Below are 16,019 nucleotides of genomic sequence, written 5' to 3'. Positions count from 1 at the left end.
TGATCCTCTAATCTCCGAGGAAAATGAGCCCACGAGGAGGGCCCGGATGGCCGTCGCCCACGGAGTATCCGTCCTCGCCACGCCGGTCGAACCCGTTCGCCGGTCGTGGATCGGGTTGCTCTTCGCCGCCAATCTGGGCCTGTGGATGGCGTACTTCACGCCCATCCAGGTGCTGCTGCCCGAGCAGGTCGCCGAGATCACGCCGGACAGCAAAGAGCTCTGGCTGGGCATCGTCACCGGCATCGGGGCGATCGTCGCCATCGTCGTCAATCCGCTGGCGGGCGCGCTCTCCGACCGTACGAGGATCAAGCTCTTCGGCCGCCCGTACGGGCGCAGGCATGTCTGGACCCTGGCCGGCTGCATCCTCTCGGTGCTCTCGATCGCCGTGCTGGCCGAGGCCCGCAATCTGCTGACCGTGATCGTGGCCTGGTGCTTCGTGACGGTCGGGATCAACATCATGCTGGCCTCGCTGACCGCCGCCGTGCCCGACCGCGTGCCGGTGGCCCAGCGCGGCCTGGTGTCGGGCTGGATCGGCATGCCGCAGGCGCTCGGCCTGGTCATCGGGGCCGTCCTGGTCACGGCCGTGTTCACCGACATCGGCCCGGGTTACATCGCGCTCGGCCTCGGCCTGGTCGTCCTGGGGGTGCCGTTCGCGCTGCTCACGAAGGACGATCCGCTGCCGCCGGGCCACCAGGTGCGGTCGCACTGGAAGATCGACCTGCGTGGCCATCCCGACTACATGTGGGCCTGGGGCACCCGGTTCCTGGTGCAGCTGGGCAACGCGCTCGGCACGCTCTACCTGCTCTATTTCCTCGACGACGCGGTCGGGCTGGACGACCCGGACACCGGCCTGCTCTACATGATCCTGCTCTACACCGTCGGCATGATCAGCACCGCGATGATCGGCGGCTGGCTCTCCGACCGGCTCGGCCGCCGCAAGATCTTCGTGATCTGGTCGGGCGTGCTGATCGCGATCGCGGCCACCCTGCTGGCGATCTGGCCCACGTGGTCGATCTCGCTGGTCGCGGCGTTCCTGTTCGGCATGGGCTTCGGGGTCTATCTGGCGGTCGACACCGCGCTGATCACCCAGGTGCTGCCCAACGAGGCCGACCGGGCCAAGGATCTCGGCGTCATCAACATCGCCAGCGCCGCCCCGCAGGCGCTCGGCCCGCTGCTGGCCGCCCCGATCGTGACCAGCCTGGGCGGTTACCCCACGCTGTTCGCGCTCACCGCGCTGGTCAGCTTGGTCGGGGCCGTGGCCGTGGTGAAAATCCGTTCTGTCCCCTAGGTAGTCTGAGCGGGTGACTGTTCGCGTACGCTTCGCCCCCTCCCCGACCGGCATGTTCCACGTCGGCGGCGCCCGCACGGCGCTGCAGAACTGGATCTACGCCAAGCAGCACGACGGCGTCTTCGTGCTCCGGATCGAGGACACCGACGCCGCCCGCAACCGTCCCGAGTGGACCGAGGGCATCCTGCAGGCGCTCGACTGGATCGGGATCGAACGCGGGTCGTACGAGGGGCCGTACTACCAGTCCTCCTACGCGCCGGACCACGCCGCCGCCGTCACCCGGCTCTACGGCGAGGGCAAGGCGTATTACTGCGACTGCAAGCGCGAGGACGTCATCGCCCGCACCGGCAACCAGCACACCGGCTACGACGGCTTCTGCCGCGACCGGGGCCTCGGGCCGGGCGAGGGCCGCGCGCTGCGCTTCCGCACGCCCGACGAGGGCGAGACCGTGGTGGTCGACCTGGTGCGCGGCAAGCCCACCTTCGAGAACAAGCTGATCGAGGACTTCGTCATCGCCCGCAGCGACGGCTCCCCGCTGTTCCTGCTGGCCAACGTCATCGACGACATGACGATGGGCATCAACCACGTCATCCGGGCCGAGGAGCACCTGCCCAACACGCCGAAGCAGCAGCTGCTGTGGGAGGCGCTGGGCCAGACCCCGCCGGTCTGGGCGCACGTGCCGGTCATCGTCAACGAGAAGCGGCAGAAGCTGTCCAAGCGCCGCGACAAGGTGGCCCTGGAGAGCTACCGCGACGAGGGCTACCTGGCCGCGGCGATGAAGAACTACCTGATGCTGCTCGGCTGGGCGCCCAGCGACGACCGCGAGATCGTGCCCTGGGAGGTCATCGAGGAGGAGTTCCGCCTCGAGGACGTCAACCACGCCTCCGCGTTCTTCGACATCAAGAAGCTGCGCGCGTTCAACGGCGACTACATCCGAGCGCTCTCGGTCGAGGAGTTCATCCAGCTCTGCACGCCGTGGCTGAACGGCACCGACACCATCCCGGCTCCGCCGTGGTCGCAGGCCGCGTTCGACGCCGAGACGTTCACCGCGGTCGCGCCGCTCGCGCAGACCCGCATCGCCGTGCTGTCCGAGATCGTGGAGTACGTCGACTTCTTCTTCCTCGACGAGCCCGCGATCGACGAGGCGTCGTGGGCCAAGGCGATGAAGGAGGGCGCGGCCGACATCCTGGACGCCACGGTCGCCGCGTTCGACGCGCTCGACGAGTGGTCGGCCGAGCCGCTCAAGGGCGCGCTGGAGGCCGTGGGCCTGGCTCGCGAGCTCAAGCTGGGCAAGACCCAGGCCCCCGTACGGGTCGCGGTGACCGGCCGCTCGGTGGGGCTCCCGCTCTTCGAGTCGATCGAGGTGCTGGGCAAGGAGCGCACGCTGGCGCGGCTCCGGGCGGCTCGTGCCCGCCTTTGACCCTTCTACCGCATTTGGGGTCCGGTCGGCCATTCGCCCGCCGCCGTAACGGTGGTGAAATCCGCTGAGCGGGTGACCGGGCCCCTTTCGGGTTGCGGGGAGTCGGTACTATCTCGCCACTGATCAACGGCCGTCGTCGTCTCGAAAGTCATCCTCCGGATGACAACAATTCGTGCGGCCCGAGATGCGTCCGGGCCTCGGCTCGGGAAGGCTGAGGGTCTCGGTCGCGCCACGGCAGGTGCGCGGCTGATGGCTCGCGCAGCCATGTCCACCACGGGGCGGGGAGGCCGGACGATGGTTCGAGGGGCGATCACGCGGTTCGCGGCGGCGACCGGAGTGCTCGTGGCGACGGCCGCGATGGCGATCGGGCTCGCACCCGCCGCCGCCCACGCGGAGGGCGCGCCGAAGCCGGCACCGAAGCCGAACATCATCCAGATCACCGGCAAGGGCATCGACGACAAGATCGTCATCACCCAGGCCGAGAGCAAGCGGCTCTTCTCGAGCCTGCTGAGCGAGGTCAACTGGATGTTCTCGGCCCGGTCGCAGACGGCCGCGCTGCCCGCCGACAAGCTCGGCGCGAAATACACGCTCACCGTGCTGTCCGGCAAGACCGGCCTGCAGACGTACGAGGTGTTCCCCTCGGCGGCCGGCGGCCCGCGGGCGCACCGCCCGGCCAAGCAGCCGGGCGGCAAGAAGGCGGCCGAGGGCTGGTTCTACGGCCGGCTCACCATGCCCGAGACGCTGCGGGTCAGCGGCGTGCCGCTCAAGGCGAAGCCGGACGTGGTCGGCGGCGGCATCGGCGGTGGCGTCGGTCAGGATCTCGACGTCGACACCGAGGCGGCCGGGGGCGTCGACCAGGTGCTCGGCGACATCCGCCGGCTCTTCCTGCTCAACGGCGCGGTGCTGGTCGTCATCTTCGCCGGCCTGGCGGGCATCGCGTTCCTGATCCGCCGCCGGGTCTAGTCCTCGACCGGGGTGCTGAAATCGGGGCACCCCTTGCCGCAGGCCTCCTTGCGGCCGAAGGCGTCGAACACCCGCTCGTCGGTGGCGACCTGCTCGACCTGGGCGCCGGTGAGCCCCGGCTTGCCGCGCTGCGCCCCGGCGTCTCGCTCCCCGGCAGCCATCACGGCCACCGTACGGCCGTCGCCGAGCCGCCGGGCGATGGTCTGCCGCACCTGCCGGTCGGCGTCGCTGACGTCGTCGTAGCGGACGAACTCCAGGCCGGCCGCGCGGTCGGGGCGGGCGCACTCGTCCGGGTCCGCCGCCACGGGGAAACACCACTTCTTGCGTACGTCGAACACGGCGACCTCGACGGTGCCGCGGGACCGCCCGTCCACGTCGGCGATCTCGTACCGCCGCCAGCCGTTGCCCCGCTCGGCCGACCCCGCCACGATCCGCAGCTCACGCCCCTCGACCAGCGGCTCGATCACCTCGAGCACTGCGTCCGACGCCGCCGGGGCGGTTGCCGGGGCGCGGCTGAGCAGGGGCGGCGGCGTCACCGCGACGATGCCGGCCGTGGTCGGGACCGCCTCGAGCGTGGCCGGGCGGGGCGCCAGCAGGGTCGAGGTCAGCACGTAGCCGAGCGCGACGATGATGCCCGCGGTCACCGCGCCCAGACCCAGAATTCCCTGCGTACGGCGGCGGCGCAGCTTGTCGGCCCGGCGGAGGACGGCGTCGACCTCGTCGCCCACCGGCGGCTCGCCCTCGAGCACGTGCTCCAGCAGCTGGCTCAGCGGCGCGCTCATCCGGCCATCGCTGCCTCGGACTCGCTGAGCAGCTTCTCCAGGGCGGCCAGGCCGGCCCGCTCGTACGCGGAGACCTGCTCGTCGGCCAGGTCGAGCATCGCGCCCGTGGCGTCCACGTCGAAGCCGTCCCAGTAGCGCAGCACCAGCACGGCCCGGCAGCGCGGGGTGAGCTTGTGCAGGGCGTCCAGCAGCAGGATCGACTCGGCCTCGACGCCGGCCGCCCCGGCCGAGGCCACGAAGACGTGCTCGCGGCGCCGGTTGCGGCGGCGGCACGCCTCCATCAGCTCGGACCAGGCGAAGACGTCCGGGTCGGCCACCGCGCCGCGCCGGCTGTCGGCCACCAGGCGGGCCAGGGTCTCCCGGGTCAGCTCGGCGGCCATCTGCCAGTCGCCGCACATCAAAAAGGCCGTACGGCGCAGCTGGGGCAGGCGACTGGCCACGAACTCGCGCAGGGCCACGTCGTCGCTCTCGACAGATTTCTTGTCGCCGGACATAGGCCCTTTATAGGCGGGAAACGCCCCCGATCGGTGCCGAACGCCGATCACGCGACTCGAACGGCGACCTCCACCAGGCGTACGAGATCGGCCAGGTCGGCCTCGAACTCGTCGTCGCTGTCGGTCGCCACGGTGGTCGCACCGGTCACTTCGCCTGTCGCGTAGCCCAGCAGAAAGGCGAGGATCATGCGGGCCAGCCGCGGGATGTGCTCGTCGGGCACCCGCGCGTCGTGCAGGATCCCGCGCAGGGCGGCGGTCAGCCAGGAGGCCGAGGCGCCGGCGGGCCGGTTGAGCAGCAGCGGGAAGGCGCCCGGATGCCGCTTGGCCAGCCCCCGTACGGCCCGGCCGAGCGCTCGCAGCCGATGCCGCCAGTCGTCCGGCCGCTCGCCGCCCACGTCGTCGCCGAGCTCCAGGCCGAGCAGGTCGACCAACCCGTCGAGCAGGGCGTCCTTGCCACCCACGTACGGGTAGAGGGCCATCGACGTGAGCCCGACCCGCTCGGCCACGGCCCGCATCGACATGGCGGCGAGGCCACGCTCGTCGACCAGGGCCATCGCCTGGTCGAGAATCAGCCGTCTCTTGTCGTCCACCGGTTCACCGTTCCCGGCCCGGCGGGCCGTCGGCCGGGACGCGCCCACCAGCCCCCGCCCGGCTCACCCGGTCGGGTGAGCGGGCCCCGCGAGGCCGGTCAGCACCAGCGGCCCGGCGGGCGGCCGCGACCCGCGGCCCGGCGACGCGGACGCACCGCGCCGTGCAGGTGGGCGCCCGCCCAGCCCCGCAACTCGGTGCGGCAAGCGCCCCGGCTCGGACCCGGACCCACCTCGTCCTGGTCGGCCGGTAGCTCCTCGACTGCCGGCACGGCGACCGCCGGAAGGGCCGTGGCCGCCGTCTCCACGGCCGGCACGGTCTCGTTGTCCCGTTCCGTCATCTCGCCTCCCCTCAGCATGTTCGCGCTCAATGATCGGCAGCTCGCGGCCCGCTTTTACCCCCGGCGGCCGCAAGTCTGGCGACGCTAGGACGACACCATGCCAGGTCACCGACCGAAGTCGGGGCAGGGGCTCACCGCTACTCCGGACTATAGGCCTAAATCGGTACAAACCACGCAGACGCGACTCACGCCACTCCCACAGAAACCGCGCCAAAAGACCCCGCCTGTGGACAACCGCCACCCCGCCCATCGCCCCTGTGGACAACTCGGCCCGCCAATTTGACTTCGCCGCTAAGTTCCCCCGGAAGCCCCCCGGGTGGGTGGTCGGCGGCGGAGGGCCAAGTCAACGGTGAGCAGGAAGATCCAGACACGCTGGCACCGGGCTGTCACCGCGCCCGTGGCACCCTGGGGGCGTGTCCGAGACCGCACCCCCCAGGGGAGCCGCCAAACCGCCCCCCGCCGCCACCCTGCGGCGGATCGAGCGGCACGCCGGCGTGCTGGCCACCTCGGCCGTGGCGCGGATGGACGAGACGTTGCCCTGGTTCCGGGCCCTCCCGGCCGATCAGCGGTCGCAGGTCATGCTCGTGGCCCAGGCCGGTGTCCGCTCCCTGGTGGAGTGGCTGCGCTCGGGCGGCGTGGTCGCGGCGGCCACGCAGGAGATCTCCGACGAGGTGTTCGCCGCCGCGCCGCGGGCGCTGGCCCGGTCGATCACGCTGACCCAGACGGTGCAGCTGATCAAGGTCACGATCGACGTGGCCGAGGCCGAGGTGGCCGCGCTCGCCGCGCAGGGTGAGGAGGAGCCGCTGCTGCAGGCGATCCTCAAGTTCTCGCGCGAGATCGCCTTCTCCGCGGCCCGGGTCTACGCGCGCGCCGCCGAGTCGCGGGGGGCCTGGGACGCGCGGCTGCAGGCCCTGCTGGTCGACGCCCTGCTGCGTGGCGACTCCTCCGACGTGCTGGCCAGCCGGGCCGCCGCCCTCGGCTGGGCCGACGCCCCGCCGGTGGCCGTGGTCGTGGGGCGTTCGCCGGGCGGCGACATCACGGCAGTGCTGCACGCGGTCTATCGGGCCGCGCGCCGGGCCCGCATCGAGGTGATCGGCGGGGTGCACGGCGACCGGCTGGTCGTGGTGATGGGTGGCGCGACCGACCCGGTGGCCATCGCGGGCTCGCTGGCGGAGACGTTCGGCGAGGGCCCGATCGTGGTCGGCCCGGCCGTGCCGTCGCTCGACCAGGCCACCGAGTCGGCCCGGGCCGCCCTGGCCGGTTATCGCGCGGCCCCGGCCTGGCCCGGCGCGCCGAATCCGGTGGCCGCCGACGACCTCTTGCCCGAGCGGGCCCTGGCCGGCGACATGGAGGCGCGCCGCACGCTGCGTCACGACGCGTACGGAGCTTTGACCCGGGCCGGCAGCGGGCTGATCGAGACGCTGGACGCCTTCTTCGCCACCGGCGGGGTGCTCGAGAGCGCCGCCCGCGAGCTCTTCGTGCATCCGAACACCATCCGTTACCGCCTCAAACGGGTCACCGAGGTCACCGGCCTGTCGCCGCTGGACGGGCGGGACGCGTTCGCCCTGCGGATCGCGCTGGCCGTGGGGCGCCTCGATCCTGCGACGTAGCTCACCTCGGCGAACGCGCCGCTCGCAGGCCTTCAATTCCGGACAAAAAGGAGTGATTTCCGGGCACGTTTGTAGGGTTCCCACAACGGCAGTCGTAGGGTTTGGTAGACGCCGCCAGCCCCGCAACCGCGACCGATCCGGAAGAGTCGAAGACGTGCTCGCCGTTCTCTCCCCCGGCCAGGGTTCCCAGAAGCCCGGCTTCCTGACTCCGTGGCTCGACCTGCCCGGCGCCGACACCAAGCTGCGCTGGTGGTCCGCGCTCGCCGGGGTCGACCTGCTGCACCTCGGCACCGTCGCCGAGGCCGACGAGATCAAGGACACCGCCCGTACGCAGCCGCTGCTGGTCGCGGCCGCCCTGCTCGCCGCGGGCGAGTTGCCGCTGGAGCAGGTCGACGTGGTCGCCGGGCACAGCGTGGGCGAGCTGGGCGCGACGGCCCTCGCCGGCGTGCTCTCGGCCGAGGCCGCGATCGCCCTGGCCGGCGTACGGGGGAGGGAGATGGCCGCCGCCTGCGCGCTCGAGCCGACGGGGATGAGCGCCGTGCTCGGTGGTGACCCCGACGAGGTGCTGACCGCGCTCGAGAAGCACGGGCTGCACCCGGCCAACCGCAACGCCACCGGCCAGGTCGTCGCCGCGGGCTCGCTCGAAGGGCTGGCCCAGTTGGCCGCCGAGCCGCCCGAGAAGGCCCGCGTCCGTGCGCTCGAGGTCGCCGGCGCCTTCCACACGCCCTACATGGCCCCGGCCGAGGCCGCGCTGGCCGCCGTCGCCGGTGGCGTGACCGTCGCCGACCCGGCCCGCACGCTGCTCTCCGACCTCGACGGCACGGCCGTGACCGGGGGCCGCGAGATGGTCGAGCGCCTGGTCCGCCAGGTCACCGCGCCCGTCCGCTGGGATCTGGTGATGCGCACGCTGGCCGATCTCGGTGTCACCGGCGTGCTCGAGCTGCCGCCCGCCGGCACCCTGGCCGGGCTGGTCAAGCGCGAGCTCAAGGGCGAAGGGGCCCCTGAGATCGTCACCCTGAACACGCCGGACGACCTGCCCGCCGCGCGCGACCTGATCGCCCGGCACAGTGGGCACCAGATCGAAGGAGCAACACGATGACCGCCGGCACCCGCATCCTCGCGATGGGGCACTATCAGCCCTCGCGCATCGTCACCAACGACGACCTCGCGGCGACGATCGACACCAACGACGAGTGGATCAAGAGCCGGGTCGGCATCTCCGAGCGGCGCATCGCCGACGGCGAGACGGTCGCCGACATGGCCACCTTCGCGGCCGAGAAGGCGCTGGCCGCCTCGGGCCTGACCGCGGCCGACATCGACCTGGTCACCGTGGCCACCTGCTCCTCGATCGACCGCTGCCCCAACGTGGCGACCCGGGTCGCGGCGCGCCTCGGCATCAACGCCCCGGCGGCGTACGACCTCAACACCGCGTGCTCCGGCTTCTCGTACGCCCTGGGCACCGCCGACCACGCGATCCGGGCCGGCGCGTCGCGCAACGCCCTGGTGATCGGCGCCGAGAAGCTGTCGGACGTCACCGACTGGACCAACCGCACAACCGCCGTGCTCTTCGGCGACGGCGCGGGCGCCGCGATCGTGACCGGGGTCGCCGACGGCGAGCAGCCCGGCATCGGCCCGGTGCTGTGGGGCTCGGCCCCCGACAAGGGCGACGCGCTGCGGATCGAGGGCTGGCAGCCCTACATCGAGCAGGACGGCCAGACGGTGTTCCGCTGGGCCACCACCGCGCTCGCCCCGTTCGCGCTCGAGACCTGCCAGAAGGCCGGCATCGAGCCGTCCGAGCTGGCCGCCTTCGTGCCGCACCAGGCCAACACCCGCATCATCGACGGCATCGTCAAGCGGCTGGGTCTGGGCCCCGAGGTCGTCGTGGCCAAGGACATCGTGCACTCGGGCAACACCTCCGCGGCCAGTGTGCCGCTGGCCCTGTCGAAGCTGATCGAGAGCGGCGAGGTCGCCTCGGGCGCCCCGGTCCTGCTCTTCGGCTTCGGCGGCGGCCTCACCTACGCCGGCCAGGTCATTCGCTGTCCGTAAGCGTTGATCAACCGGAGCAGTCCCCACCATTTGAGAGGAAACACCTGACAATGGCTACTCGCGAAGAGATCACTTCGGGCCTCGCCGAGATCCTCGAGGAGGTCGCCGGCGTGAACCCGGACGACGTCGCCGAGGGCAAGTCCTTCACCGACGACCTGGACGTCGACTCGCTGTCCATGGTCGAGGTCGTGGTGGCCGCCGAGGAGAAGTTCGGCGTCAAGATCCCCGACAACGAGGTCCAGAACCTCAAGACCGTCGGTGACGCCGTGAGCTACATCGAGGCGAACCACTGACATGAGCAACGTAGACGTCGTCGTCACCGGGCTCGGCGCGACCACCCCGTTGGGCGGGGACGTCGCGTCCACCTGGGACGCCATGCTCGCCGGCCGCTCCGGGGTGGGTCGCCTCACCCTGGAGTGGGCCGATCAGCTCACCGTCAAGATCGGGGCCCAGCTCAAGGTCGACCCGTCCGAGGTCATCGACCGGGTCCGGATGCGCCGCCTCGACCGTTCCGAGGCGATCGCCCTGATCGCGGCCAAGCAGGCCTGGGCCGACGCCGGTCTCGAGGAGGCCGGCCTCGACAAGGAGCGCCTGGCCGTCAGCTTCGGCAGCGGGATAGGGGGTGCCCTCACCCTGCTCAACCAGGACGACATCCTGGAGGAGTCCGGGCAGCGCAAGGTCAGCCCGCACACCGTCCCGATGCTGATGCCGAACGGCCCGGCCGCCTGGGTCGGCATCGAGTTGCAGGCCCGGGCCGGCGTCCACGCCATGGCCAGCGCCTGCGCGACCGGCGCCGAGGCCATGTCGCTGGGCCTCGACATCATCCGGTCGGGCCGGGCCGACGTGGTCGTGGCCGGCGGCACCGAGGCGGTCATCCACCCGCTGCCGTACGCCGGGTTCGCCAACATGCGGGCCATGTCGACCCGCAACGACGAGCCGGAGAAGGCCTCCCGCCCGTGGGACAAGGGCCGCGACGGGTTCGTCTTCGGCGAGGGCGCGGGCGCCCTGGTGCTCGAGCGGGCCGACCACGCGCGGGCGCGCGGCGCGAAGATCTACGCGCGGCTGGCCGGCGCGGGCATCACCTCGGACGGCTTCGACATCGTGCAGCCCGACCCGGAGTGCAAGGGCGGCGCCCGCGCGATGGGCAAGGCGCTGCTCGACGCGGGCCTCACCGGCGCCGACATCGTGCACGTCAACGCCCACGCCACCTCGACCCCGGCCGGCGACATGGGCGAGATCCTCGGCATCAAGGCCGCGGTGGGCACCCACCCGGTGATCACCTCGACCAAGTCGATGTCCGGCCACCTGCTGGGCGCAGCGGGAGCGCTCGAGTCGATCGCCACCATCCTGGCCATCCGGGACAGCGTGGTTCCCCCCACGATCAACCTGGACGACCCGGACGACAAGCTCGACCTCGACGTGGCGGCGCACAAGGCCCGTCAGCTCGACATCCCCGCCGCCATGAACAACTCGTTCGGCTTCGGCGGTCACAACGTGGCGCTGGTCTTCACCCGCGCCTGATCGTTCCCCGAGGGGCCCGGCCGCTGCGGCCGGGCCCTTTCAGCAGGCCGGGCCCTTTTCAGCAGGCCGTACGTTTCAAACCGGGCACCGCCACGGGTGACTTGCCGGGGGCCTTGGCCTTGCCCGCCACCACGGCGGCCAGGGCGGTCAGCGACAGCTTGCTCGACGAATACGTGGCCACGAGGATCGGCGACCTGGCCGCGGCCAGCAGATACGGCGTGTCCATCATGACCGTGACCCGCGCCGACGGGCTGAGGTCGGTGGTCTTGTCGCCGTAGCCGACGAGGTGGATCACCGTGCCGCCCGCCGCCTGCACCTTGAAGCCCTGAGCCTGCAGAGCCCGTACGAGGGTGACCCGCGCCACCTCACGGTCGCTCGTCGACGTGACCGTGACCGGGCCGCTCATCAGGGCCCCGGCGCAGGGCCCGCGCAGCACCGTGATCGAGGCCGCGTCGAGCGCGCCGACCGCCTGCTCGTGGGCCGGGGAGGCGACGACCGACAGGTCCGGCTGCTTCTTCTCCGCCGTGCGGAACTTGAGCGTCAGGATGCGGGTGACCGCCTCGGTCAGGCGCTCCTTCTTGAGCGAGCCGTCCTTGAGCCCGGCCAGGATGCCGTCGCGGGCCTGCGCGATGTTCGGCGGCATCAGCAACATGTCGTTGCCGGCGTTGAGAGCCCGTACGGCGGCCTGGCCGGGCGGCCACTTCATCGCGGGCGGCATGTTCATGGCGTCGGTGACCGCGACCCCGGTGAACTTGAGCTGCCCGCGCAGCACGTCGGTCATGAGCTTCTTGGAGAACGTGGCCGGCACGCCCTTGTCGAACGCCTGCAGGTCGAGGTGGCCGGACATGACCACGCCCGCGCCGGCGTCCACGCCCGACTTGAAGGGCGGCAGGTCCTGAGCCGTCCAGGCGGCCTTGCTCTGGGTCACCACGGGCAGGCCCTCGTGACTGTCGCCGCTGGTGTGGCCGTGCCCCGGGAAGTGCTTGAGCCCGGCCGCCACCCCGGCCCCTTCCAGACCCCGTACGGCTGCGGCGACCTGCAGGGCGTTGGCCTTGGCGTCGGCGCCGAACGAACGGGAGCCGATCACCGTGTTGGCCGGGGGCCCGAGCGTGTCGGCGACCGGGGCGAAGTCGACGGTGATGCCCATGGCGGCCAGCTCCTCGCCGGCCGCGCGCCAGGCCCCCTCGGTGAGCTTGGGCTGCCCGGCCGCGCCCGCGCCCATGGCCGAGGGCAGCATCGTGACGCCCTGGGTGACGCGGGTGACGATCCCGTACTCCTGGTCGGTGCCGATCATCAGCGGGGCCCCGCCGGGCAGCTGCCGCGCGGCCGCCTGCAGCCCGTCGGTCAGCTTGCGGACCTGCTGCGGGTTCTCGACGTTCGTCGTCGGGTTTGTGGCGCCGGTCGGGTCCTTCGCGGTGAAGCCGACCAGGATCAGGCCGCCCAGGTGGAACTTGGCGATCATCTCGGCGGGCGTGTTCACCCCGGCCAATTGCTGATTGCCCGCGGCCGAGCCCTGATCCACCGTCGTCGCGTCACTGCCGTAGGCGTACGGCATGAGGACCTGCCCGGCCAGGTCGGTGTCGCTCATCGCGGCCACGGCGGCGGCCGCCCGCGTCGCCGGGTCGCCGGTCGGCGCCGAGGCCGGGGTGGAGGGCAGCACCGAGGGCGCGACCGGTGGCGCCGAGACCGTGGCCTGGGGCGCCGGGGCGTCGTCGGAGCCGCACGCCGTGGCGGCCAGCACGAGCGGGAGGAGCAGGGCGGCGCGGACGATCCTCATACCAGCATCGAATCAGGGAGCCATCCGGACGTAACGCGCGGGTCAGCCCACCCGGGTCAGCAGCGTGACGGGGGCGCCGTCACCGGCGTACCGGTAGGGCTCGAGCTCGGCGTCCCAGGCGGAGCCGAGCGCCTTCTCCAGGGCATGCGAAAGGGCCTCCGGCGCTCGCGCGGAGGCCATGATTGCGCGCAGCCGGTCCTCGCCGATCTGGATGTCGCCCGACGCGCCCATGATCCCGTGAAAGAGGCCGCGACCCGGGACGTGCATGAAACGCTCGCCGTCCACACCCGGGCTCGGTTCCTCGGTCACCTCGAAACGGATCATGGGCCACTGCCGGAGGGCAGCAGCCAGCTCGGCGCCAGTACCGGCACGACCGGTCCAGCTGCACTCGGCGCGCCGCATGCCGGGATCGACCGGCTGCGGCGTCCAGTGCAGCGTGACCGGCGCTGTCAGTACGCGCGCGATCGCCCACTCGACGTGTTGGCACACGGCGAGTGGGGTCGAGTGGACGTATACGACGCCACACGTTGGCACGGTGACCTCCCGAAGACCGAGGTGCGTCTTCCCCTACGACCTCGACCGCGGTTGATCGTGTCCCATGATGCCGGTTGGTACGGATGGTGCGCCAGAGAATCGGCAACATCGACATCGGATCGGCCGTAGTGGCACATCCTGCTCAACGCCTCAACCTGCTCGGACGGCACGGTCCCCGGAGGATCGTGTAGAGTTGGCAAGGCCTTTTTTCTGCTTTCTCCAAGGAGTGCCGCCGTGGCGAGCAACACCTCAAAGACCGCCCGCGCATCAGTCCGCGCCGGCCAGGGCGCCGGTGGCGCCCTCAGCGTGCTCGGTGAGTACAAGTACGTCATCCCGCTCGCCAACGGCCGCTTCGCGTATGTGCGGAACCTGACCAACGGCAAGACCGCGCACCTCAAGACCGACTCCGACGCTTTCGTCGAGGAGATCCGGGCGCTCTCGGCCGCCGGTCACGGCGCCAAGATCCGGGCCGAGCTCGGCGCGCTCGAGGAGGCGAACCCGAGCCACGGCTGGGGCGCCACCGAGAAGCGTCTGGTCGACGCGGGTGTGTTCGAGGGCTGAGCCCCTCACCGCTGAAGCGCGAAGGCGCCTGACGGCTACGGCCGACAGGCGCCTTTTCGCACCCCTTGAAGATCAACCCACCGCGATCATGAGGGCAGGATCTCGACAAAAGGGACGTCAGGGCAGCAGCTCGACGACGCCCGTGTCGAGGTCGTAGACCGCGCCCACCACGTCGACCCGGCCCGAGGCCACGGCGTCGGCCACCACGTCGACCGTGCCCATCCGCCGGACCGTGCGGCCCACGTGCGCCCGCATCGCCTTCTCGGCGGCGTCGGGATCGTCGACGCCGACCGCGCGCACGGCCGGGGCGATCTCGTCGACCAGATAGCCGATCTCCCCCGCCGGGATCTCGCCGGCCCGCAGCGCGGCCACCGACGCCATCACCGCGCCGCACCGCTTGTGGCCCAGCACCATGATCAGCGGGACGCCCAGCTCGGCCACCGCGAAGCCGACCGAGCCCAGCACCGCGCGGTCGACCACGTGCCCGCCGGAGCGCACCACGCAGATCGACCCGAAGGTCTGGTCGAAGATCGCCTCGAGCGGCACCCGGGAGTCGATGCAGCCCAGCACCACCGCGTGCGGCTGCTGCCGGCCCGAGGAGGCGGCGGCCGCCGAGACCCGGTGCCCGTGCTCGGGGCGGGCGCTGACGAACCGCTTGTTGCCCGCGACCAGCTCGGCCAGGGCTTCCGCGGCGTTGGTGATCGGAACGGCGGGCCCCGCCGACGGGTCGGTCGTCATACGAGTGATTCTGGCCCAGTTCGGCCGCATGAACAGGGAGTGCGAGCGAACTCACGTTCCGCTCGGGACTTTCGGCCCTGGTGCGCCGAATCGGCAGTGGCATTTCGGGTGATCGCGAGTGATGCTTATTACCCGCGGGTATAGCCGGGGGCATGCGGATCGCGGAGGTGCCCATGTCCGAGCGCTCGGAGCTGACGCTCCCGGACGGCGTGCGGCTGCACGTCGAGGCGTACGGGCCGGCCGACGCCCCGCTCACCGTGGTGCTGGCGCACGGCTGGTGCCAGGACAGACGCACGTGGAAGCACCAGATCGCCGCCCTGCGGGTGCTCGGCGCCCGGCGCCCGCGCGTGATCGCCTACGACACCCGGGGCCACGGCCGCTCCGGCGCCACCGGGGTCGGCGGGGCCACGCTGGGCCAGCTGGGCGACGACCTCGCCGAGGTGCTGCGCCGCTACGCCCCGACCGGCCCGGTCGTGCTCGGCGGCCACTCCATGGGCGGCATGACGATCATGGAGTTCGCCCACGCTCACCCGGACGTGTTCGCCGAGCGGGTGGCCGGGCTGCTGTTCGTCTCGACCACCGCCGAGGGCCACACCCACACCCAGTACGGGCTGCCGGCCCGGATCGCGGCGCTGATGCGCGCGGGCGAGACGATCGGCGCCGGCGTGCTGGCCCGCTCCGGCCCGTGGCGCCCGCACCGCGCCCTGCTGCCCGCGCTGCGCCCGGCCGTGCGCTGGCTGCTGTTCGGCGACGACTGCGATGAGGCCGCGCTCGACCTGGCCATGCGCAGCTTCGGCCGGGCCTCGCTGCGCTCGATCGGCGCCTTCCGCCCCTCGATCGGCGCCCAGCAACGCCTCGACACACTGACCGCCCTGGCCGACGTGCCGGCCGCGGTGCTGGTCGGCGAGCGCGACCGGCTGACCCCGCCCGCCTGCGCCCGCTCGATTGCCGAGGCGCTGCCCTTCGCCGACCTGCGGGTGGTGCCCGGGGCCGGCCACATGCTGCCGCTGGAGCGCCCGCACGAGGTGTCGGCCGCCCTGACCGCGATCGTCGAGCGCGCCACCCCGGCCCGCCGCCCGCGCCGTGCTCGCCGGTCGGCTAGCACACTGAAGAAGGCCGCTTAGGGTTTTCCACAATTCCGCGCTGTCCACAGCCGAGAATTGCGACGCCCTCCAAGATCGCCCCCACTCGATAAAATGGGCGAGGGTGGGGGTCCCCCGGTTGGGGTGGGCCCCCTGTTCGAGCCGTGATCTTGGGGTGGCTCCACGCCGCGGGACGTTCGGCCAGCGGTGATGAGGGCCGGGTGAGACGCGGCGGGCCCCCACGGAGTAAGTTCGAACGCCCCCTTATGCGAGCA

At 72.0% G+C, this 16,019-nt stretch carries 17 protein-coding genes; 10 read left to right on the top strand and 7 right to left on the bottom strand.

The genetic code is table 11. From position 1 onward, the window contains the following. Positions 1–46 precede the first annotated feature (46 nt). The 3 genes from JKJ07_RS18620 to JKJ07_RS18610 all read left to right on the top strand — a co-directional run bounded on the left by JKJ07_RS18620 (position 47) and on the right by JKJ07_RS18610 (position 3,671). Positions 47–1,288 (top strand): MFS transporter, encoded by a 1,242-nt coding sequence (locus JKJ07_RS18620; RefSeq protein WP_202992856.1) that lies wholly within the window; start codon positions 47–49, stop codon positions 1,286–1,288. A gap of 13 nt (positions 1,289–1,301) precedes the next feature. Continuing rightward, positions 1,302–2,708 (top strand): glutamate--tRNA ligase, encoded by a 1,407-nt coding sequence (gltX, locus tag JKJ07_RS18615; RefSeq protein WP_202992855.1) that lies wholly within the window; start codon positions 1,302–1,304, stop codon positions 2,706–2,708. A gap of 294 nt (positions 2,709–3,002) precedes the next feature. After that, positions 3,003–3,671 (top strand): hypothetical protein, encoded by a 669-nt coding sequence (locus JKJ07_RS18610; RefSeq protein ID WP_202992854.1) that lies wholly within the window; start codon positions 3,003–3,005, stop codon positions 3,669–3,671. Here the strand turns inward: JKJ07_RS18610 and JKJ07_RS18605 are convergent. From JKJ07_RS18605 to JKJ07_RS18590, 4 genes are all read right to left on the bottom strand, one after another. Then, positions 3,668–4,453 carry a hypothetical protein gene (locus JKJ07_RS18605; protein ID WP_202992853.1) on the bottom strand — a complete coding sequence of 262 codons (786 nt, stop codon included), beginning with the start codon at positions 4,451–4,453 and terminating at the stop codon, positions 3,668–3,670. The genes JKJ07_RS18610 and JKJ07_RS18605 overlap by 4 nt on opposite strands. Then, positions 4,450–4,947 (bottom strand): RNA polymerase sigma factor, encoded by a 498-nt coding sequence (locus JKJ07_RS18600; RefSeq protein ID WP_202992852.1) that lies wholly within the window; start codon positions 4,945–4,947, stop codon positions 4,450–4,452. The genes JKJ07_RS18605 and JKJ07_RS18600 overlap by 4 nt, the downstream gene beginning before the upstream one ends. Before the next feature lie 47 nt (positions 4,948–4,994). Next, positions 4,995–5,537 carry a TetR/AcrR family transcriptional regulator gene (locus JKJ07_RS18595; protein WP_202992851.1) on the bottom strand — a complete coding sequence of 181 codons (543 nt, stop codon included), beginning with the start codon at positions 5,535–5,537 and terminating at the stop codon, positions 4,995–4,997. A 98-nt stretch (positions 5,538–5,635) separates the two neighbouring features. Beyond that, the gene (locus JKJ07_RS18590; RefSeq protein WP_438871419.1) at positions 5,636–5,875 is read right to left on the bottom strand and encodes a hypothetical protein; all 240 of its coding nucleotides are present in this window, start codon (positions 5,873–5,875) and stop codon (positions 5,636–5,638) included. 521 nt (positions 5,876–6,396) lie between these two features. Here JKJ07_RS18590 and JKJ07_RS18585 point away from each other — a divergent pair. The 5 genes from JKJ07_RS18585 (at position 6,397) to fabF (ending at position 11,052) form a co-directional block, all read left to right on the top strand. After that, positions 6,397–7,485 (top strand): PucR family transcriptional regulator, encoded by a 1,089-nt coding sequence (locus tag JKJ07_RS18585; RefSeq protein ID WP_438871426.1) that lies wholly within the window; start codon positions 6,397–6,399, stop codon positions 7,483–7,485. 154 nt (positions 7,486–7,639) lie between these two features. Beyond that, on the top strand, positions 7,640–8,584 hold the full coding sequence (locus tag JKJ07_RS18580) for an ACP S-malonyltransferase (RefSeq protein ID WP_202992848.1): 945 nt from the start codon (positions 7,640–7,642) through the stop codon (positions 8,582–8,584). Beyond that, positions 8,581–9,531, top strand: a complete 951-nt coding sequence (locus JKJ07_RS18575) for a beta-ketoacyl-ACP synthase III (RefSeq protein WP_202992847.1) — start codon at positions 8,581–8,583, stop codon at positions 9,529–9,531. Before JKJ07_RS18580 ends, JKJ07_RS18575 begins: the two co-directional genes overlap by 4 nt. Before the next feature lie 50 nt (positions 9,532–9,581). Continuing rightward, the gene (locus JKJ07_RS18570) at positions 9,582–9,824 is read left to right on the top strand and encodes an acyl carrier protein (protein WP_184953034.1); all 243 of its coding nucleotides are present in this window, start codon (positions 9,582–9,584) and stop codon (positions 9,822–9,824) included. Between the two features lies 1 nt (position 9,825). Beyond that, positions 9,826–11,052, top strand: a complete 1,227-nt coding sequence (gene fabF, locus JKJ07_RS18565; protein WP_202992846.1) for a beta-ketoacyl-ACP synthase II — start codon at positions 9,826–9,828, stop codon at positions 11,050–11,052. 58 nt (positions 11,053–11,110) lie between these two features. Here the strand turns inward: fabF and JKJ07_RS18560 are convergent, their stop codons facing one another. Together JKJ07_RS18560 and JKJ07_RS18555 are read right to left on the bottom strand one after the other, a co-directional pair. Continuing rightward, positions 11,111–12,829, bottom strand: a complete 1,719-nt coding sequence (locus JKJ07_RS18560) for a glycoside hydrolase family 3 protein (protein WP_202992845.1) — start codon at positions 12,827–12,829, stop codon at positions 11,111–11,113. Positions 12,830–12,871: 42 nt separating this feature from the next. After that, positions 12,872–13,363 (bottom strand): DUF3145 domain-containing protein, encoded by a 492-nt coding sequence (locus tag JKJ07_RS18555; protein ID WP_202992844.1) that lies wholly within the window; start codon positions 13,361–13,363, stop codon positions 12,872–12,874. 234 nt (positions 13,364–13,597) lie between these two features. Here JKJ07_RS18555 and JKJ07_RS18550 point away from each other — a divergent pair, with 234 nt between their 5' ends. Beyond that, positions 13,598–13,924 (top strand): hypothetical protein, encoded by a 327-nt coding sequence (locus tag JKJ07_RS18550; RefSeq protein ID WP_202992843.1) that lies wholly within the window; start codon positions 13,598–13,600, stop codon positions 13,922–13,924. A gap of 117 nt (positions 13,925–14,041) precedes the next feature. On the opposite strand, the gene JKJ07_RS18545 is transcribed toward JKJ07_RS18550, so the two are convergent. Then, a complete protein-coding gene (locus JKJ07_RS18545) occupies positions 14,042–14,662 on the bottom strand; it encodes a carbonic anhydrase (RefSeq protein WP_202992842.1) in 621 nt (206 codons plus the stop codon). Between the two features lie 173 nt (positions 14,663–14,835). On the opposite strand from JKJ07_RS18545, the gene JKJ07_RS18540 reads away from it, so the two are divergent. Further along, positions 14,836–15,786 (top strand): alpha/beta fold hydrolase, encoded by a 951-nt coding sequence (locus JKJ07_RS18540; protein WP_202993303.1) that lies wholly within the window; start codon positions 14,836–14,838, stop codon positions 15,784–15,786. Positions 15,787–16,019: the final 233 nt, after the last annotated feature.

It is taken from the genome of Paractinoplanes lichenicola, assembly GCF_016785085.1.
Classification (GTDB): domain Bacteria; phylum Actinomycetota; class Actinomycetes; order Mycobacteriales; family Micromonosporaceae; genus Actinoplanes; species Actinoplanes lichenicola.
This window is presented reverse-complemented; position numbering and strand designations above follow the sequence as displayed.